The 18,617-nt window shown below is 73.3% G+C and carries 20 protein-coding genes; 9 read left to right on the forward strand and 11 right to left on the reverse strand.

Annotated elements, in window-relative coordinates; translation table 11 throughout:
• Positions 1-146 precede the first annotated feature (146 nt).
• The 3 genes from VGX25_RS29810 to VGX25_RS29820 are packed head-to-tail and all read left to right on the forward strand — an operon-like array spanning position 147 to position 2,291.
• Positions 147-773, forward strand: a complete 627-nt coding sequence (locus tag VGX25_RS29810) for an FABP family protein (protein WP_326921266.1) — start codon at positions 147-149, stop codon at positions 771-773.
• Positions 774-795: 22 nt separating this feature from the next.
• On the forward strand, positions 796-1,428 hold the full coding sequence (locus VGX25_RS29815; protein ID WP_326921267.1) for an allophanate hydrolase subunit 1: 633 nt from the start codon (positions 796-798) through the stop codon (positions 1,426-1,428).
• Positions 1,425-2,291 (forward strand): biotin-dependent carboxyltransferase family protein, encoded by an 867-nt coding sequence (locus VGX25_RS29820; RefSeq protein WP_326921268.1) that lies wholly within the window; start codon positions 1,425-1,427, stop codon positions 2,289-2,291. The genes VGX25_RS29815 and VGX25_RS29820 overlap by 4 nt, the downstream gene beginning before the upstream one ends.
• Here the strand turns inward: VGX25_RS29820 and VGX25_RS29825 are convergent.
• On the reverse strand, positions 2,288-3,130 hold the full coding sequence (locus VGX25_RS29825; RefSeq protein ID WP_326921269.1) for an aminodeoxychorismate lyase: 843 nt from the start codon (positions 3,128-3,130) through the stop codon (positions 2,288-2,290). The genes VGX25_RS29820 and VGX25_RS29825 overlap by 4 nt on opposite strands.
• Positions 3,131-3,222: 92 nt before the next feature.
• On the opposite strand from VGX25_RS29825, the gene VGX25_RS29830 reads away from it, so the two are divergent.
• Genes VGX25_RS29830 through VGX25_RS29845 form a run of 4 tightly spaced genes read left to right on the forward strand, consistent with a single transcriptional unit; the run spans position 3,223 to position 6,258 of the window.
• Positions 3,223-3,606: a transcriptional repressor gene (locus VGX25_RS29830; RefSeq protein WP_326921283.1), complete on the forward strand. Its 384-nt coding sequence runs from the start codon at positions 3,223-3,225 to the stop codon at positions 3,604-3,606.
• Positions 3,603-4,775: a folate-binding protein gene (locus tag VGX25_RS29835; RefSeq protein WP_326921270.1), complete on the forward strand. Its 1,173-nt coding sequence runs from the start codon at positions 3,603-3,605 to the stop codon at positions 4,773-4,775. The genes VGX25_RS29830 and VGX25_RS29835 overlap by 4 nt, the downstream gene beginning before the upstream one ends.
• Positions 4,776-4,791: 16 nt before the next feature.
• Positions 4,792-5,637: a 3-keto-5-aminohexanoate cleavage protein gene (locus VGX25_RS29840; protein WP_326921271.1), complete on the forward strand. Its 846-nt coding sequence runs from the start codon at positions 4,792-4,794 to the stop codon at positions 5,635-5,637.
• 54 nt (positions 5,638-5,691) lie between these two features.
• Entirely contained in the window at positions 5,692-6,258 is a 567-nt protein-coding gene (locus tag VGX25_RS29845) for an aerial mycelium formation protein (protein WP_326921272.1), read from the forward strand.
• A 241-nt stretch (positions 6,259-6,499) separates the two neighbouring features.
• Here the strand turns inward: VGX25_RS29845 and VGX25_RS29850 are convergent, their stop codons facing one another.
• Positions 6,500-7,390: a hypothetical protein gene (locus VGX25_RS29850; RefSeq protein WP_326921273.1), complete on the reverse strand. Its 891-nt coding sequence runs from the start codon at positions 7,388-7,390 to the stop codon at positions 6,500-6,502.
• A 181-nt stretch (positions 7,391-7,571) separates the two neighbouring features.
• On the opposite strand from VGX25_RS29850, the gene VGX25_RS29855 reads away from it, so the two are divergent.
• Positions 7,572-7,748: a DUF3073 domain-containing protein gene (locus VGX25_RS29855; protein WP_326921274.1), complete on the forward strand. Its 177-nt coding sequence runs from the start codon at positions 7,572-7,574 to the stop codon at positions 7,746-7,748.
• Positions 7,749-7,759: 11 nt separating this feature from the next.
• Here VGX25_RS29855 and iolD read toward each other — a convergent pair whose 3' ends face one another.
• The 9 genes from iolD to VGX25_RS29900 all read right to left on the reverse strand — a co-directional run bounded on the left by iolD (position 7,760) and on the right by VGX25_RS29900 (position 17,267).
• The gene (gene iolD / locus VGX25_RS29860) at positions 7,760-9,643 is read right to left on the reverse strand and encodes a 3D-(3,5/4)-trihydroxycyclohexane-1,2-dione acylhydrolase (decyclizing) (RefSeq protein WP_326921275.1); all 1,884 of its coding nucleotides are present in this window, start codon (positions 9,641-9,643) and stop codon (positions 7,760-7,762) included.
• Positions 9,640-10,524: a 5-deoxy-glucuronate isomerase gene (gene iolB / locus VGX25_RS29865; protein WP_326921284.1), complete on the reverse strand. Its 885-nt coding sequence runs from the start codon at positions 10,522-10,524 to the stop codon at positions 9,640-9,642. The genes iolD and iolB overlap by 4 nt, the downstream gene beginning before the upstream one ends.
• The gene (locus VGX25_RS29870; RefSeq protein ID WP_326921276.1) at positions 10,521-11,426 is read right to left on the reverse strand and encodes a Cgl0159 family (beta/alpha)8-fold protein; all 906 of its coding nucleotides are present in this window, start codon (positions 11,424-11,426) and stop codon (positions 10,521-10,523) included. The genes iolB and VGX25_RS29870 overlap by 4 nt, the downstream gene beginning before the upstream one ends.
• Positions 11,423-12,355, reverse strand: coding sequence for a 5-dehydro-2-deoxygluconokinase (gene iolC / locus VGX25_RS29875; protein ID WP_326921285.1), 933 nt, complete (start codon positions 12,353-12,355; stop codon positions 11,423-11,425). The genes VGX25_RS29870 and iolC overlap by 4 nt, the downstream gene beginning before the upstream one ends.
• Before the next feature lie 60 nt (positions 12,356-12,415).
• Positions 12,416-13,222, reverse strand: coding sequence for an ATP-binding cassette domain-containing protein (locus VGX25_RS29880; protein WP_326921277.1), 807 nt, complete (start codon positions 13,220-13,222; stop codon positions 12,416-12,418).
• Between the two features lie 64 nt (positions 13,223-13,286).
• On the reverse strand, positions 13,287-14,339 hold the full coding sequence (locus tag VGX25_RS29885) for an ABC transporter permease (protein WP_326921278.1): 1,053 nt from the start codon (positions 14,337-14,339) through the stop codon (positions 13,287-13,289).
• A gap of 3 nt (positions 14,340-14,342) precedes the next feature.
• On the reverse strand, positions 14,343-15,356 hold the full coding sequence (locus VGX25_RS29890; RefSeq protein WP_326921279.1) for a sugar ABC transporter substrate-binding protein: 1,014 nt from the start codon (positions 15,354-15,356) through the stop codon (positions 14,343-14,345).
• 22 nt (positions 15,357-15,378) lie between these two features.
• Positions 15,379-16,257 carry a TIM barrel protein gene (locus VGX25_RS29895; RefSeq protein WP_326921280.1) on the reverse strand — a complete coding sequence of 293 codons (879 nt, stop codon included), beginning with the start codon at positions 16,255-16,257 and terminating at the stop codon, positions 15,379-15,381.
• Positions 16,254-17,267, reverse strand: a complete 1,014-nt coding sequence (locus VGX25_RS29900; RefSeq protein ID WP_326921281.1) for a Gfo/Idh/MocA family protein — start codon at positions 17,265-17,267, stop codon at positions 16,254-16,256. The genes VGX25_RS29895 and VGX25_RS29900 overlap by 4 nt, the downstream gene beginning before the upstream one ends.
• A 95-nt stretch (positions 17,268-17,362) precedes the next feature.
• Here VGX25_RS29900 and VGX25_RS29905 point away from each other — a divergent pair, with 95 nt between their 5' ends.
• Positions 17,363-18,358: a LacI family DNA-binding transcriptional regulator gene (locus VGX25_RS29905; protein WP_326921282.1), complete on the forward strand. Its 996-nt coding sequence runs from the start codon at positions 17,363-17,365 to the stop codon at positions 18,356-18,358.
• The last annotated feature ends 259 nt before the right edge of the window (positions 18,359-18,617 follow it).

The raw sequence follows: 18,617 nt of genomic DNA on the forward strand, positions 1-18,617 counted from the left end.
CCGCACGCCCATGGTGCGGAGGGCCGCCTTCGTCGCACTACGCTCAGCCGGGTGGATTGGTTCTTCACCGCCGTGTTGGTGATCATGGCGCTGGCCGTGACCGGGTTCGCCGGGCTCGGCGCGTACCGGATCTTCGTACGGCAGCCATGGCAGTGAACGAGAGCAGCGGCGACGCGGCGATCCGGGCGGCCGCCGAGCGGGCCGAGACGACCCGGCACCGCAACGTCCCGTGGTGGGACGACCTGCCGGTGCCGAACGACACCGCGAACCTGCGCGAGGGGCCGGACCTGCACGAGTCCTGCCTGGCGCTGCTGCCGCTGGTGGGCGTGTGGCGCGGCGAGGGCGAGGTGGTCTACCCGACCATCGAGGGGCCGTACCGGTTCGGCCAGCAGCTCACGATCGCGCACGACGGCCGGCCGTTCCTGCTGCACGAGACGCGCAGCTGGCTGCTGGACGCCGACGGCGGCATCATCCGCCCCGCCGCCCGCGAGGTCGGGTGGTGGCGGCCGCAACCGGACGACACGATCGAGCTGCTGCTGGCCCACAACACCGGCGTCGTGGAGATCTTCTACGGCCAGCCGCGCACGCAGACCTCCTGGGAGCTGGCCACCGACGCGGTCATGCGCACCGCGACGGCCAAGGACGTCACCGGCGCCAAGCGGCTCTACGGCCTGGTGAACAACGGCGACCTCGCGTACGTCGAGGAGCGCGCCATGATGGGCCAGCCCATGCAGCCGCACACCTCCGCCTACCTACGGCGGGTCGCCGGCTGAGCCAACTGGCTAGGGTTCGGGCGTGCGGTTGCGGCGATGCGGTGCGGACGCGGTGCTCGTCGAGCTCGGCTCGCTCGGCGAGGTGGCCGCGGTGCGGGCGGCGTTGGCGGCGGCCGCGGACCGGGGGGAGCTGCCCGATCTCGTCGAGCTGGTGCCGGCCGCCCGGACCGTGCTTGCCGGCTTCCGCCCCGGCTCGGGCGGGCAGCGGCGGCTGCGGGCCGTGCTGGACCGGGCCGACCTCGAGCACCCGCCGGCCGAGCGGCCGCGCCGGGTCGTGCTGCCGGCGGTCTACGACGGACCCGACCTCCAGCTGGTCGCCGAGACCGCGGGGGTGAGCGCGGCCGAGGTCGCCGAGCTGCACAGCGGGGCCGAGTACACCGTGGCGTTCTGCGGGTTCGCGCCCGGCTTCGGCTACCTGACCGGACTGCCGGAACCGTTGCGCCAGCCGAGGTTGGACTCGCCGCGACCCAGCGTGCCGGCCGGCGCGATCGGCGTGGCCGGGGAGTTCACCGGGGCGTACCCGCGCTCGTCGCCGGGTGGCTGGCGGTTGATCGCCCGGCTGAGTCCCGACGCCGAGGCGCTGTTCGATCCGCGCCGGGAGCCGGCCGCCCTGCTGGCCCCCGGTGACCTCGTGCGGTTCGAGGTGGCCCGATGAGACGTGCGGTCACCGTGCTGGCCACCGGACCCCAGGCGCTCGTCGAGGACCTCGGCCGGCCCGGCAACGCGCACCTCGGCGTGCCTCCGTCCGGCGCCCTTGACGCGCCCGCGCTGCGGCTGGCCAACCGGCTGGTCGGCAACGCCGAGGGCGCGGCCGGGATCGAGACGCTGATGGGCGGGCTGCGGCTGCGGGCCGAGTGCTCGTGCACGGTCGCGGTGACCGGGCCGAGCGTGGCCGTGCGGACCGCCGGCCGGGGGGCCGGCTCGCACGTGCCGGTGCACCTCGGCGCCGGCGAGGAGCTGGAGATCGGCGCGCCCGAGCTCGGACTGCGTTGCTACGTCGGCATCTCCGGCGGAATCGAGGTGCCGCTCGAGCTCGGCTCGCGGGCCACCGACGTGCTGTCCGGCATCGGCCCGGATCCCTTGGAACCCGGCGAGGTGCTCCCGCTCGGCGGCCAGCACGGCCCGCCGGTCGGCGTCGACGAGCTGGCCCCCGAGCAGCCGCCGAACCGGCTGGCCGTCCCGGTCCTGCTCGGGCCGCGGGACGACTGGTTCGACCGGCCGGCCGAGCAGCTGGCCGGTGCCGAGTGGACGGTGTCGGCGCAGAGCAACCGGGTCGGGCTGCGGCTGGCCGGTCCGGCGCTGCGCCGGGCCGGGCGGTTCGCCGACCTGGAGCTGCCAAGCGAGGGCGTGATCACCGGCGCGGTGCAGGTGCCGGCCGGCGGGCGGCCGGTGATCTTCCTGGCCGACCACCCGACCACCGGCGGCTACCCGGTGATCGCCGTGGTGCGCCCGGACGCGCTGCCGGCGCTGGCCCAGGCCCGCCCCGGCACCAGGGTCCGGTTCCGGCCCGTTTCCTAATACTCCGACTCGTACAGCGAGCTCAGCTCGGCATGCAGTGCCGGGACCTCGGGGAGCGGCTCGCCGTCAAGGGTGTGCACGCGGGTGATCTTGCGGACGCTGGACACCATGAACAGGCCGTCGGCCGCGCGCAGGTCGGCCACCCGCAGCGGCTCCACCTTGGTGCTCCAGCCGGCCTTCTCCGCCGCCCGGAACAGCGCCGCCTGGGTGGTGCCGGGCAGGATCCCGCTCGACGGCGGGGTGGTGCGCAGCGTGTTGCCGTCCGCGACGACCACCGTGGACGTCGGCCCCTCCAGCACCGAGCCGTCCGCCGCGACGAAGATCGCCTCCTGGGCGCCGTGCGCCTCGGCGTACCGGATGGCGGCCATGTTCACGGCGTAGGACAGCGACTTCGCGCCGAGCAGCAGCCACGGCGCGGTGGCCACGACGTCGGGGTGGTAGCCGCGGTCGAGGGTCAGCGCGGCCACGCCGGTCTCCCGGTTGCGCAGCACCTTCGGCGCGATCGGGGTGCCGAGGGCGAACCCGGTCGGCGGTCCGTCGCCGGTCTCCCGGCCGCGCGTGTAGATCAGCCGCAGCGCCATCTCGGACTCGCCACGCCAGGCGTCGATCACCGCGGCGGCGCAGCGCTCCCACGCGGCCCGGTCCGGCTCGGGCAGGTCGAGCATGGCCGCCGAGCGGGCCAGCCGGTCGAGGTGCGGACCGAGCTCCCTCGGCTTGCCGTCGACAACCAGGATGGTCTCGAAGATGCCGTCGCCGCGGAGCACCGCAAGGTCGTCCACCGTGAGGTGCGGCCGGTCGGGGTCGGCCAGGGTTCCGTCCAGCATCGCCAATACCCGCATGCCGCGAGCCTACTGCCGATCGGAATACGATCGATGGCGTGAAGACGGCGAACGGGCACGCGGCACTGCGCCGGACGCTGCACCAGCGCGGGATGCGGATGACCCCGCAGCGGCAGTTCGTGCTGGACGCCCTTGTCGACCTCGAGCACGCGACGCCGGAGCAGATCTGCCAGTACGTCCAGCGCAGCACGCCGACCGTCAACATCACCACGATCTACCGCACGCTTGAGCTGCTGGAGAGCCTCGGCGTGGTGCGGCACACCCATCTCGGGCACGGCGCGCCCAACTACTCCCTCCACGAGCACCAGCACGTGCACCTGGTGTGCCACAAGTGCGGGCGGGTCGAGGAGGTGCCGCGGGAGCGGCTGGCCGAGCTGGCCGGAACATTGCGCGACGAGTACGGGTTCGCACTTGATGCCAGCCATCTCGCGCTGACCGGCCGGTGCCGGCAGTGCACGCCCGCGGAGAGCTCGTGACCCCCTCGCCCATTCTCGACGCGCCGGGCGCGGTGTCCGCCAGGGACGGCTCGCCCGACGCCGGGGTGCCGTGGCATTTCGGTGACCCGTTCGCCGAGCAGCGGGCGGCCGCGCGCGCCGTGGCGGTCGTGGACCGCTCGCACCGCGAGGTGCTCGCGGTGACCGGCGAGGAGCGGCTGTCCTGGCTGCACCTGGTGATCTCACAGCACGTCACCGGGCTGGCCGACGGGGCCGGCACCGAGGCGCTGGTGCTGGACAGCCAGGGACGGGTGGACGCGCACATGGTGCTCGCCCACGCCGACGGCACGGTCTGGCTGGACACCGAGGCGGGTGCGTCGGCCACCGGCGCCCGCGGGGGCCGGCAGTCGCTGCGGGAGTACCTCGACTCGATGCGCTTCTGGTCCAAAGTGGACGTTGCGGACGCCACCGCGGACCGCGCGCTGCTTTCCGTCGTCGGACCGGAGACTGCGGACCTGCTGGCGAACCTCGGCGTGGCCCTGCCGGACGAGCCGTACGGGGTGGCCGCCGCCGGCGAGGTGCTCGCCCGCCGCATGCCGTGGCCCGCGGTTGGGGGTGGGGCCGCCATCCTGCCGCCTGCAGGGCGGCGGGGGCGGGAAGGCACAGCCGCCGCGGACCTGCTGGTGCCCCGGCCGGTCCTGCACGAGTGGTGGGACCGGCTGACCGGGGCGGGCGCGCGGCCGATGGGCAGCTGGGGCTTCGAGGCGCTCCGGGTGACGGCCGTACGCGCCCGGCTCGGCGTGGACACCGACGAGCGGACGATCCCGCACGAGGTCGGCTGGGTGCACGTGGCCGCGCACGTGGCCAAGGGCTGCTACCGCGGGCAGGAGACCGTGGCCAAGGTGCACAACATCGGGCGCCCGCCGCGGCACATGGTGCTGCTGCACCTGGACGGCTCGCCCGAGGTGCTGCCAGAGACCGGCGACCCGGTGCTGCTCGGCGAGCGCGCCGTCGGCCGGGTGGGCACCGTTGCCCAGCACCACGAGCTGGGCCCGATCGCGCTGGCCCTGGTCAAGCGCTCGGTGCCGGTGGACGCCGAGCTGACCGCCGGCGCCGAGGACCGCGTCGTGCAGGCGTCCATCGACCCCGACTCGGTCCCCGAGGACACCCCGGGCCTCGGCCGGGAGGCGGCCCGGCGGCTGCACGGCTGACCCTAGGATCGACCCCATGACCACCCGCCCCGGCGCGCACGGCACGTTGATCACGGTCGCCCCCACCGGGGCCGAGCTGGACAAGGCGGACGTGCCCAACCTCCCGGTCACGCTGGAGGAGCTGGTCGGCACCGCGCGGGACTGCGAGCGGGTAGGCGCGGCCATGATCCACGTGCACATCCGGGGCGCCGACACCAAGCCGACGCTGGACCTGCAGTTGCTCAAGGACACCGTGGCGGCGCTGCGCGAGCAGACCGACCTGGTGGTGCAGCTGTCCACCGGCGGGGCGGTGACCGATCCCGAGTCCGACCGGCTGCGCGTGCTGGACGCCATGCCGGACTCGGCGTCCTGCACGATGGGCACGGTCAACTTCGGCGACGACGTGTTCCTCAACCGCTGGGAGTTCGTGGTCGAGCTGCACAAGCGCATGCGGGAGCGCCGGATCGTGCCGGAGTACGAGATCTTCGACCTAGGCCAGCTGGCCAGCCTGCGCCGGCTGCTCGACGAGCACGGGCCGCCGGCCGGCGGGCATGTGCACGTGGACCTGGTGATGGGCGTGCCGGGCGGGATGCCGGGCGACGCCGAGACGCTGGTCGCCGCGCTGCGCGCGATCCCGGACGGGGCCACGTTCTCGGCCACCGGCATCGGCCGCACCAGCCTGCCGGTCATGTTCGCCGCGCTGGCCGCCGGCGGTCACCTTCGAGTCGGGATGGAGGACACCGTCTCTTACGCCCGTGGCGAACGCGTCAAGGACAACGCTCAGCTCGTCGCGAGGGCCGCGGGGCTGGCCAGGATCGCCCAGCGGCCGCCGCTGCCGCCCGCGGAGGTGCGCGACCTCCTAGGGGTCTCTTCGAAAGACTGACCATTTCGGGTGGCCGGGGTGGCGTCGACCACCACGTTCACGGAGGATGTGCGCGTGATCGAAGTCCGACCCGGCGGCCGTAGGCGCATCGACCGCGTGCTGTCGCCGGACTACGTAGCCGATCTCGACCGGCTCGACCTGGACGAGGTCCGCGCGCGGCGGGACGACGCCGCGCAGGAGGAGACCGACCTGTCGTACCTGCGCCGGCTGCTGCACGGCCGGATCGACATCGTCAAGGCGGAGCTCAAGCGGCGGGCCGAGGGCGGGTCCGTCGCCGTGGTGGACCAGCTCGCCACGATCCTGGCCGACAACGCGGTGGCGCCGGCCACCGGCTCTGGCCGGCATCAGACCATGGAGCCGTCCCGGGCGGAGGCGCACCGCCGGCACGTCGAGGCGCTGGTGTCCGACGCCGACCTGTCCGATGTGGTCTCGCTGCCCGACGACCGGCTAGACCTGGCCCTGCGCACCTACGCCGCCGAGGAGGCCTCGGTGTCCCAGCGCCGGCGCGAGGTGCAGGCGGTGATGGACCTGCTCAACGACGAGATCGGCAGCCGCTACCGGGCCGGCCGCGCCTCGGTCGACGACCTCCTGGCCGCCGAGCGGGCGCGTCCGGCCGAATAGAATTGCTCGGTCGTGCTAGCGGCCTTGACCCGGTGTCTTCCCTCGTCGCGCGTCGGCCACAGTGCTTGCCCCGCCCCCTCCGCCCTGCGGGCGGCAGGGACGCAAGGCCCACCCCCAACCGGGCCTTTGGCGCTCCTGTCGTCCAGACACCGGCGGCCGCTCCGCGCGCCCGAGCGCTGCTCGGTCGCTGCGCGACCTGCGCCGGAGCTGGGCGCGCTGGTGGTAGGCGCTCCGCACAGACTCAGTTGAACCTTTCGCGCATGGCGAGTTCGCCCCAGAAGTCGCGGAGTCGCTCGAAGCGGGCGGCGACCTCCTCGACGTTCTGAGCCTCGAGGGCCTCGATGATCGCGTTGACGTCCTCGGCGGAGGAGTCCTCGATCAGCTCCTGGTCGTCGAGCAGCTGCACGAGGCCGCCGTAGTCGAGCTCGACGGCCGAATGCTCGTGGAAGTGCTCGAGCCAGCGCCCGGTGTCCTGCAGCACCCTGGTCGGCCCGGCGTCGCCGAACGTGCGCACGGCCAGGTCGTGCGCCCTGGTGACCCGGCGGCGGGCGTCGGCCATCGCGATCCGCCAGCACACCTGGCGGCGCGGGTCCTCCTGGGTGGCCACGACGACGTGCCGGTGGTTGGGGTCGACGAGGGCGAACCAGGGCAGCGGCACCGTCCAGGTGGTGGACACCACGTGCACGGCGCCGCCGGGCAGGTCGGACAGCACCGAGGTGGCCCGCTCCCGGACCGCGTCCAGCGACTCGGACAGCGCGGCGGTGCGCAGCGTCGGCGAGGCCGAGGCGATGAACCCGACAAGGGCGGCCGCCGAGCGGGCCCGCAGGTCCAGCGGGCAGACCAGCGGACCGGGGCCGACCTCGCCCTCCTCGACCGGCACCTCGGCCGGGTCGAGCACCAGCACGTCGCGCAGGGCGCTCGGCGACGGGCGGCCGCCGGGCAGCTCGCCGGGGAGCAGCATCGGCGGGGTGGCCAGCTGTGACCTCAGCCACAACGTGCGCTCACGATCGCCGGCCGTGGAGTACTCCAGGTGGCCGGTCTCGACCGCCTCCCGAAGCAGCTTTGCCAACGGTCCGTCAAAAGTTGACAGCGGTTCGTACACCCTCAGGTAGGCGACGAACGGACGCGGCACGGACGAATGGTTTCACGGCCTCCGCACGGTCCGGTCTCGGGGCGATCTCCAGCACGATGCGGCGCGGCCGCATCGCATCCGACCCCTTCGGCACGGTACGGTAGTTAGCAGGAACCAGTCGAGATTAACGGGGCCGCCGATTCCCCCGGCCGCCCCGTCACTGTGCGAGGGGGTCGAGCCAATGGGGCGCGGCCGGGCAAAGGCTAAGCAGACGAAGGTGGCCCGAGAGCTCAAGTACAGCACTCCCCACACGGACTTCGAGGCATTGCAGCGCGAGCTGGCGGGCAATTCCTCCGACCGCGGCGGGGACGAGCAGCGCGAAGAGGAAGACGACGAGTACGACACGTACCGTCGTTGACCTAGGCACGTCTAGCTGGGCAAATATCTGATCTGCCTGGGCTTCGCCTCGTCCAGTGCGCGACGGGCGTCGGCGATGCCCGGCCGGTCAGAGACCTCCGGCACCCCCACCTCCCACCAGGCCCCCGCCTCGGTCCACGACGCGGGCCGGGTGCCGATCACCACGACCGCCGGGCGACCGGCTCGGGCATGCTCGCGTGCCTTGCCGTACGCGGCGGGCAACGCGTCCAGGTCGTGGACCGGCAGCACCGCGCAGCCCAGCGCGGCGGCGTGCGCGGCGAAGTCGACCCTCGGTGGTTGAGCCAGGGTGGACCGGCAGTCGGCGTACATGTTGTTGAACGCGGCGCCGCCCTGCCCGCGCTGCAGCCGGTCGATCACCGCGTAGCCGTCGTTGTCGCACACGACGGCGACGAAGCCGTGCCCGGCGAAGGCCGCGGAGAACAGCTCGGAGTTGAGCATCAGGTACGAGCCGTCGCCGAGCAGGGTGGTCACGACGCCGTCCGGGTGGGTGACCGCCCTGGCCATCGCCGCGCCCCAGGCGCCGGCCAGCTCGTAGCCCATGCAGGAGAACCCGTACTCGACGTCCATGGTCGGCTCGGTGGGCGCGTCCGGGGCGGACACCGTGCGCCAGCCGCCGATCAGCTCGCCGGGCAGGCCGCCGGACGCGGTCATCACGTAGTCGTGCGGCCCGCTCGCGTCGTTGACCGCGCCGACCACCTGGGCGTACGTGGGCGTCCCGCCGTCCGGCTTGCGCAGGCCGTCGATGTAGGCGTCCCACCGGGCCCGCTCGGCGCTCGCCCGGCCGGTCCACTCCGGAGCGACCCGCCAGCCCTCCAGCAGCGCGTCCAGCTCGGTGAGGCCCTCGGCGGCGTCGGCCACCACGGCCAGCGCGCCGTGCTTGACCGCGTCGAAGCCGGCCGTGTTGATCGTCACCAGCCGCAGGTCCGGCGCGAACAGCGACCAGGAGGCGGTGGTGAAGTCCTGCAGCCGGGTGCCGACGGCGAGCACCAGGTCGGCCTCGGCGGCCAGCGCGTTGGCCGAGAACGAGCCGGTGATGCCCAGCGGCCCGGCGTGCAGCGGATGATCATGCGGGACGAGCGTGCGGCCGGCCGTCGTCTCGGTGACCGGGATGCCGTGCCGCTCGGCCAGCTCGAGGGCCGGCCGGGTGGCGCCGGAGCAGCGCACGCCGCCGCCGAGCACCAGCAGCAGCCGGCTCGACCGCCGCACCGCCTCGGCCGCGTCGGCCAGCCGGCGCAGGTCCGGGCGCGGCCGGAGCAGCCGGTGGACGCGCGGTTCGAACAGCGCGTCCGGGAAGTCGTAGGCCTCGGCCTGCACGTCCTGCGGCAGCGCGAGCGTGACCGGCCCGCAGTCGGCCGGGTCGGTGAGCACCCTGGCCACCTGCGGCAGCGTGGCGATCAGCTGCTCGGCCCTCGCTATCCGGTCGAAGTACCGGCTGACCGCCCGGAACGCGTCGTTCACCGTGGCCGTCGGGTCGCCGAAGTGCTCGACCTGCTGCAGCACCGGGTCCGGCGCCCGGTTGGCGAACGTGTCGCCGGGGAGCAGCAGCAGCGGCAACCGGTTGGCGTGCGCGACGCCGGCCGCGGTGACCATGTTCAGCGCGCCCGGCCCGATCGACGAGGTGGCCACGCCGACCTGCCGGCGGTGGGTGGCCTTGGCCAGCCCGACCGCGGCCAGCGCCATGCCCTGCTCGTTGTGCCCGCGCCAGACCGGCAGCCGGTCGGCGTGCTCGGCCAGCGCGGTGCCCAGCCCGAGCACGTTGCCGTGCCCGAAGATCGCGAACACGGCGGGGAACAGCGGGGCCTCGGTCCCGTCGAGCAGCTCGGTGCGCTGGACGCTCAGCCAGCGGACCAGCGCCTGGGCGGTGGTGAGCTTCATCGGCGTCCCTCCGCGGTGGTGACCGGGCAGCGCGGGTCGATCGGCTGGGACGCCCAGGTGTCGCGCACCCAGGTGTGCGCGGGGTCGTCGCAGAACGCCATCGACCGCTGCTCGCCCGGCCCGGCGAGCACGTTCAGGTAGTACATCGGGTAGCCGGGGGCGGCCACGCAGGGTCCGTGGTACCCGCGGGGGATCAGGAACACGTCGCCGTCGCGGACCGCGACGTCGGTGTCGATGTCGCGGTTGCCGGTGTACGTGCGGTGGAAGCCGAACCCCTCGCGGGACGGCCAGCATCCGTCCCGGCCGGCGATGCGGAAGTAGTAGATCTCCTCGTTGATCACCTCGCACGGCTCGGTGTCGTCGTGCTTGTGCGGCGGGTACGACGACCAGTTGCCGTCCGGGGTGATCAGCTCGCAGGCGTTGAGCCGGTCGGCGTGCTCCCACACCCCCGGCACGCCGAAGTTGGTGACCTGGCGGGTGGCGCCGCCGGCCCCGCGCACCTCCACCGGGACCTGCTCGGCCGGCCCGTACCTGGGCGGCAGCCGGCGCTCGCACCTGGCCATCGGCAGCGCCACCTCGCATCCGTCCACACTGGACAGGCGGACCTCCGCGTCGCGAGGCACGTAGGCGAAGTCGGTGACCCGGGCAAACACCGAGTCGCGGCCGGTCAGCGGGTACCGCTCGCCGTCCACCTCGACCACGACACCTCCGCTCAACGGCACGACGAACGCCTCGAACTCGCCGGTCTCGACCAGCCGCCGCTCACCCGCGGCCAGCCGCAGCACCCGCAGGCCGGTGTAGGTCCAGCCGGCGTCGGCCGGCTCCAGCCGGACCGGGTCCGGACCGTCGAACAGCGTCCCGTGCGGGCGGTGCAGGTTCATGCCGGCGCCCCGCTCGCCTTGGCCCACAACACCTTCCCCGCGGCCTCGACCGCGCCGGCCACGTCGTCGTCCGGTGGGTAGAGCAGCGTCCGGCCGACCACAAGGCCCCTGACCACGGGATGCCCGAGGGCCGGCGACCAGGCCGCCAGATCGTCGGCCACCCGGCCGGACGGGACGCCGCCGAGCACGACCACCGGCAGCGTGGTGGCGTCCAAGATGGACAGATCATCCGGGGCCGGGAGCTTGAGCCAGGTGTGCGCCGACGTCACGCCGAGCCCGGACGCCACGGTGACGGCCCTGGCCAGCGCGGCGGGCTCCTTTCGCAGCACCAGTTCCCCGACGTCGTCGCGCCGGTACGGCAGCGGCTCGACCATCGCCATCAGCCCGTGCGCGGCCAGCCCGGAGACCGCGCGGGCGCACGCCTCCAGCGTCGGCGCCGTGCCGGCGTCGGAGTCCACGATGCGCAGCAGCATCTTCCCGCCGTCCAGTCTATTGTCCACAATAGACTGAACGTCGTAGGCGGTGAACCGGTCGTCGATCTCCCAGCGCGCGCCGGCCAGCCCGCCGCGGTTCATCGAGCCGATCACCACTTTGCCGTGCAGGCCGTCGAGCAGCAGCAGCTCCTCGATGACGTCCGGAGTGGCCAGCAGGCCGTCGACGTCCGGATCGGTCAGCGCCACCAGCAGCCGGTTCAGCAGGTCCCGCCGGTCGGCCATGGCCGTCGGCCGGTCGCCGACGCCGAGCGCGCCGCGGGCCGGGTGATCGGCCGCCACCAGGAACAGCGTCCCCCGCTTGGACAGCAGCCGGTCCCGCCGGACCCGGTCGGCGTACGCCCGCCGCACCGCGCCCGGATCGGTGGCCCTGGTGTGCAGCAGCTCGGCCCAGTCGCTATCGCTGATCAACCCAGCAACTCCTCGATCTCCCCGATGTCCGGCATGGCGTCCGCGCAGGCCAGCCGGCCGGCCACGAGCGCCCCGGCCGCGTTGGCGTACCGGGCGGTGCGCACCGGATCCCAGCCGGACAGCAGGCCGTGCACCAGGGCGCCGCCGAACGCGTCGCCTGCGCCGAGCCCGCACACCACCTCGACCGGCCGGGGCGGCACCGTCCACGATCCCTCGGCGGTGGCCACCAGGACCCCGTCCGCGCCCTTCTTCACAACGGCCAGCTCGATTCCCCTGGCCAGCAACCGTTTGGCCGCCTCGTCCGGGTCGGCGGCGCCCACCGCGACCTCGACCTCGGCCCGGTTGCCGACCGCCACCGTGACGTGGTCGAGCATCCAGCCGATCTCCCGGCGCGCGGTGTCCACATCGGACCAGAACATCGGCCGGTAGTCGAGGTCGAGCACGGTGTGCGCGCGCCGGGCCCGGCGCCGCAGGATCGTGCGCTGGGTGGCCCTTGCCGGCTCGGTGGACACGCCGGTGCCGGTCACCCACAGCACCGGCACCTCGGCGACCACCTCCCACGGCACGTCCGCCCCGGTCAGCGTGAGGTCGGGCGCGACCGGCAGCCGGTAGAACAGCAGCGGCGGGTCACCGGGCGGGTCAAGGGCACAGAACACCACCGGGGTCAAAAGATCCGCCGCGGTGCCGACGAAGTCCGGCGACACCCCGAAGGACCGCAACGCGGAGCGGACGTAGCCGCCGAACGGGTCCGGCCCCACCTTGGTGAGCACGGCCGACTGCCGCCCCAGCCGGGCGGCGGCCACCGCCACGTTGGTCGCGGTGCCGCCCAACGACTTGGCGAACGTGCGCACCTCCTCGAGCGGCACGCCGGTCTGCTCCGGGTAGAGGTCCACCCCGACCCGGCCGACGGTCAACAGCTCAAGATTCAACCGTGACACGTGCCTCGCTCCGCTCGGCGTGGAGGGCGTCCGCGGGTGCGGTTGCCGGGTTCATCCGCCTGCTGCGTCTTCCGCTTCCGCCCCCGCGGCGCGCAACTCGTACTCCAGCGCCTCCAGCTCGGCGCCGCCGGCCATCTGCCGGGTCAGCTCCGCCAGGGTGATGTCCGCCTTGTCGAAGCAGCCGAGCGACCGGCCCCGCTTGAGCAGCAGGAAGCGATCGCCAACCGGGTAGGCGTGGTGCGGGTTGTGCGTGATCAGCACGACGCCGAGGCCGCGGTCCCTGGCCTGGGCGACGTAGCGCAGCACCACGCCGGCCTGCTTCACCCCGAGCGCCGCGGTCGGCTCGTCGAGGATCAGCACCTTGGCGCCGAAGTACACGGCCCGCGCGATGGCCACGCACTGCCGCTCCCCGCCGGACAGCGTGCCCACCGGCTGCTCGACGTCGCGCAGGTCGATGCCCATCTCGGCGAGCGCCTGGCGGGCGGTCGCGCGGCCCCGCGCGCGGTCGAGCATCTGGAACGGGCCCCGGCCGATCGTCGGCTCGGAGCCGAGGAAGAAGTTGCGCCACACGCTCATCAGCGGCACCACGGCCAGGTCCTGGTACACCGTGGCGATACCGCGGTCGAGCGCCTCCCGGGGTGAGGCGAACCGCACCTCGTCGCCCTCCACCCGAAACGAGCCGGTGTCGTGCTGGTGCACCCCGGACAGGATCTTGATCAGCGTGGACTTCCCGGCGCCGTTGTCGCCGAGCACGCAGGTGACCTCGCCCGCATTGACCACAGTGGACACATCGCGCAGCGCGATGACGCTGCCGTAGGACTTCCCGACGTCGATCACATCGATCAGCGCGTCACTCATGACATCACCTCGCAAGCTCGGTGATGGAGACCCCGTGTTGAATGACTCGCTCCGCAAGCTCCACTCATCGCCGCACCCTCTCCGCCCGGCGCCGGAACGCGTTGTTCACCAGGACCGCGGACAGCAGCATCACGCCGAGGAAGAGCTTGAACCAGTCCTGGTCCCACTGCGCGTAGACGATGCCCTGGCTGGCCATGCCGAAGATCAGCGCGCCGATCGCCGCGCCCACCGCCGAGCCGAAGCCGCCGGTGAGCAGGCAGCCGCCGATCACCGCCGCGATGATGTACTGGAACTCCAGGCCGATGCCCTCGTTGGCCTGCACGCTGGTGTGCCGCAGGATGTTCATGGACCCGACCAGCCAGGCGGCCCCCGCTGTCGTCATGAACAGCAGGATCTTGGTTCGGGCCACGGGAACCCCGACGGCCCTTGCGCTCTGCGCCGACCCGCCGACCGCGAAGATCCAGTTGCCGAACTTCGTCTGCACCAGCATCCAGGCGGCCACCGCGGTGACCACGATCCACCACAGGATCGAGACCTGGTAGGCGGTGCCCCCGATGTCCACTGTGGACGCGAAGAGCTGGCCGCTCGACGCGTAGCCGGCGGTGCTGCGCATGCCGGCGACCTGGACGCTGCCGGTCACCAGCTTGGTGACGCCGAGGTTGATGCCCTGCAGCGCCAGGAACGTGCCCAGCGTGACGATGAAGCTGGGCAGCCCGGTGCGGATCACCAGCCAGCCGTTGAGCGCGCCGACGACGAGCGCGAACACCAGCGACGCCGGCAGGGCCAGCCACACGTTCCAGCCGGCCCTTGTCGCCAGCAGCGCGGTGACCAGCGCCGTGGACGCGGTCATCACGCCGGCCGACAGGTCGAACTCCCCGCCGATCATCAGCAGCGCCACGGCGACCGCCATGATGCCAAGCGTCGACGCGACGTCCAGCCAGGTGGCCACGCCGGGGAAGCTGAGGAACTGCTCGGTGAACACGGCGAAGAACACGAACACCGCGATTGCGCCGAGTCCCGCGCCCACCTCCGGCCGGACGACCAGCCGGTCCAGCAGCCCCGGCGCGGCCAGCCGCTCGTCAACCGGCGGCGACGCGGGCGCTTGGGTGACAGCCATGGCTCACCTCGTGCCCCGCTTGGCGTACTCGGCCACCTTGTCCACATTGGACTTGTCGACGAAACCCGGTCCGGTCAGCACCGGGCTGCCGCCGCCGAGGGTGTTCGCGTTGTCGTGGAACAGCTTCAGCATCACGATCGGCAGGTAGCCCTGCTCGTACTGCTGCTGGTCGACGGCGAACAGCACGTCACCGTTCTTGATTGCGGTGGCCACGTCGGCGTTCAGGTCGAACGTCGCCACCTGGGCCTTCGAACCCGCGCCCTTGGCCGCGCTCGAGGCGAGCACCCCGACCTGCGGGTTGAGCGCCAGCACCGCGTCGATCGAGGGGTCGGCCTGCAGCGCGGCCTTGATCCGGGACTCGACGTCGGTCGGGTTGGCCAGGTCCACCTGAAGGTTCTGCACGGCGCCGAAACCGCGGGTCGCGCCCTGGCAGCGCTGGGTCAGCCCGACGTTACCGGCCTCGTGGATCACGCACAGCAGCCTGGTCTTGCCGGCCGCCTTGAGCTTCTCGCCGGCCTGCTGGCCCGCGATGTCCTCCTCCTGGCCGACGTGCGCCAGCGCGCCGAGCTCCTTGCTCCTGGCGCTGCCGGAGTTGATCGTGATCACCGGGATGCCGGCCCTGACCGCGTTCTCGATCGAGGTCTTCAGCGCGTCCGGGTTGGCCATCGACACCACCAGGCCGCCGACCTTCTGCGCCACCGCGTTGTCGATCAGCCGCGCCTGGGCGCCGGGATCGCCGTCCGAGCTGTAGGTCACCGTGACGCCAAGCTGCTTGCCGGCCGCCTCGGCCCCGTTCTTCACCACGCTCCAAAACGCGTCGCCGGCGCCGCCGTGCGTCACAACGGCCACGGTCAGCGGCCCGCCGGACGGCGGGGGGGCCGGGGGCGTGCCGGCGCCGGTGCCGCCGGACGGGTTGTCCGCGGCCGGGCCGCTGCACGCGGCGAGCAGGATCGCGCCGGCCGAGGCGATGCCGAGCAGGAACCCGCGGCGGCGCGCGCGCGAGGGGTGGTTGGACATCGTTGTCTCTCCTAGCGGTCGGTTAACTGAGAGTTGCGGTCAGATGCGCGAGGCTGCGCGCGACGTCACGCCGGGGACGGTGGTCCTCGGCGATGGAATCCCCTGACAGCGCGGTGTCCTGCTCGAGGACGTACCAGCCGGTGTAGCCGGCGTCGGTGAGCACGCGGACCAACTCGGGCACGTCGAGATCCCCGTCGCCGAGCGGCACGTACATGCCCGACCCGACCGCGTGCGTGTAGCTGATCCGGCCGGCCCGCACCACGTCGGCGACGGCCGTCCGGACATCCTTGAGGTGCACGTGGCCGATCCGGCCCGGGTACCCGCGGGCCAGCTCGACCGGATCGGTGCCGCCGATCAGCAGGTGCCCGGTGTCCAGGCACAGCGGCACGTCCGAGTCGGCGAGGAACCGCTCCACCTCGGGCCCGGTCTCCACGTGCGTGCCCACGTGCGGGTGCAGCACGGTCCGCACCCCGTGCCGGGCGGCCAGGTCGCGGATCCGCGCGACGGTCTCGACCAGCGTGCGCCACTGGTCGTCGCGCAGCGGCGGGCGCACGTCGTACCCGGGCAGCCCGGTGGCGGCGGCCAGCACCAGCACCTCGGCCCCGGCGCCGGCGAGCAACTCGGCCACCTCGCCCGCATCCTCCATCGTGGACCAGACCTGCTCGGCGTCGTGCAGCACGACCGCGAGGAACCCGCCGACCAGCCGCAGGCCGTGCCGGTCGAGCAGCACCCGCAGCTCGTCCGGATCCTCCGGCAGGTAGCCCGGCGGGCCCAGCTCGGTGGCCGCCAGGCCCAGCTCGGCCATCTCGCCGAGCACGGTCGACGAGTCCAGCATCCGGCCCCAGCCAGGAACCTCGCACACCCCCCAGGAGATCGGCGCCCCGGCGATCTTCAGGTTCATGCGTGCACCCCCACGGTCTCGGACAGGCGTACCGGCGCGCCGCTGCGCCGGGAGGAGTCGCAGGCGTCGGCCAGCCGCAATGAGATCATGCTGTCCCGCACCGGCGACGGGTTGTCCGCCCGGCCGGCGACCACGTCGACGAACACCGCCATCTCGTTGAGGTAGGCGCGGCGGAACCGCTCCGGAAAGCCGGGGTAGGCGTCCGGCGCCACGGTCGGCCCGCCCGGCTCGAGCGAGGTCAGCGGCGTGCGCGGGTCGAGCCCGACGGCCAGCGAGTCCTTGCTGCCCAGCACCTCGATGCGGTGGTCGTAGCCGAGCGGGTCGTGCCGCCCGCCGGTGAGCACGGCGTGCGCGCCGCCGGCGAAGCGCAGCACGGCCACCACGTTGTCCACGTCGTCAACGGCCGCGAAAGCCTTGTCCACCAACACCGAGCCGGACGCGTACACCTCGACGACCGGCTCGCCGACCAGCCACGGCACCGCGTCGAGATCGTGGATGAGCAGATCCCGGAAGATCCCGCCGGAGGACGGCAGGTAGCCGAGGTCGGGCGGCGCGGCGTCGTTACCGATCGCCCGCACGTGGTAGATCGTGCCGAGCTCGCCGCCGCGGATCCGGCGGCGCAGCTCCACGACGGCCGGGTCGAACCGGCGCTGGAAGCCGACAAGGACCGGCACCCCGGCCGCGTCCACCTCGTCGATCAGCGCGGCCAGCTCGCCGAGGTCGTCGGCGATCGGCTTCTCGCACAGGGCCGGCACCCCGGCCGCGACGCACCGGCGCAGCAGGTCCGGGTGGGTGGTCGTCGGGGTGGCCACCAGCACCCCGTCGCTGGCCGCGAGCAGGTCGTCGAGCCCGCCCACCGGCGCGGCGCCGGGGCCGACCATGGCGGCGACCCGGGCGGCCCGGCCGTCGACCGGGTCGTACAGCAGCACCTCGTCCACGGCGTCGAGCGAGGCCAGGTTGGTCGCGTGCATGGTGCCGATCCGCCCGGCTCCGGCGACCCCGATCCGCATGCTTTCGTCCTTCTTGACTTGCCCGGGTTAGAGCGCTCTACTTGTTGGAGCGCTCTAATCCTGTTCGTCCCGCCGCACAGCTGTCAAGGGGTGCCATGGATCGGCCGACCATGGAGGACGTCGCGGCCAGGGCCGGTGTGTCCCGCGCGCTGGTCTCGCTGGTCATGCGCGGATCGCCCAAGGTCAGCGAGCACCGGCGGGCGGCCGTGCTGCGCGCGGCCGACGAGCTCGGCTACTCGCCGCACGCCATGGCCCGCTCGCTGGCCAGCCGCACCTCGCACTTCCTCGGGGTGATGGTCTCCGACCTGCACAACGCGTTCTGGGCGGAGATCGTCGACGGGCTCGACGCGTGCGCCCGCGAGCATGGCTTCGAGCTGGTGATCAACACCGGCGGACGGCGGGCGCCCCGCGAGCGCCAGGCGCTGGCCAGCCTGCTGTCGTTCCGCCCGGCCGGCATCGCCCTGCTCGGCCCGGTGGTGCCGGCCAGCGCGATCGAGGCCGCCGCCGCGCAGGCCCCGCTGGTGCTGGTCTCCCGATCCTCCCGCTTGTCCACAGTGGACACCGTGAACGACGACGGGCAGACCGGATCCGGCCTGGCCGTCGACCACCTGGTGTCGTTGGGCCACACCGACATCGTGCACATCGACGGCGGCGGCGGCTCGCAGGCCGCCCCCCGGCGCACCGGCTACGTGGCCGCCATGCGCCGCCACGGCCTGCGGCCACAGGTGATCCGCAGCGAGTACACCGACGTGGCCGGCGCCAAGGCGGTGCGCGAGCTGCTCGAGGCCCGCGGCAGCCACCTGCCCACCGCGGTGGTGGCGGCCAACGACTTCAACGCCATCGGCGCGATCTCCGCGTTCGAGGAGGCCGGCGTCCGGGTCCCGGCCGACGTCTCGGTGGTCGGCTACGACAACACCTCACTCGCCGCGCTCCGCCACGTCTCCCTGACCACGGTCGACCAGCCCCGCATCGAGATGGGCCGGCTCGCCGCCGAGGCGCTCCTGCAACGGGTCCGCGGCGAGCGCACCACCCCGGTCCGGCACCTGCTGCGCCCGTCCCTCATCGTCCGGTCCACCACCGCCGCCCCATAGCCCGCCTCCCCGGAATCAACTGCTGTTGTTGCGTTCCAGCCGATGGTGCGGTTGTCGGGTTGATTGTGGCTGGTTGCCGTCACGGTCCCCTGAGGTTCCTTGGTAGGCCCAGGACCTCACCCGGAGATCCCGGAAGCAGGCCCTAATCCTCGTGATCACCCCGCCGGCCCCGCTTGAGCTGGGCGCGGCGGCGTTTCTGGGCCAGCCGCCGCTCCTGGGAGCCGCGGGTGGGCCGGGTCGGGCGGCGCGGCGGGGGTGG

The sequence above is a fragment of the Actinophytocola sp. genome, from assembly GCF_035942955.1.
In the GTDB taxonomy this organism is placed as follows: Bacteria; Actinomycetota; Actinomycetes; order Mycobacteriales; family Pseudonocardiaceae; genus DASYTH01.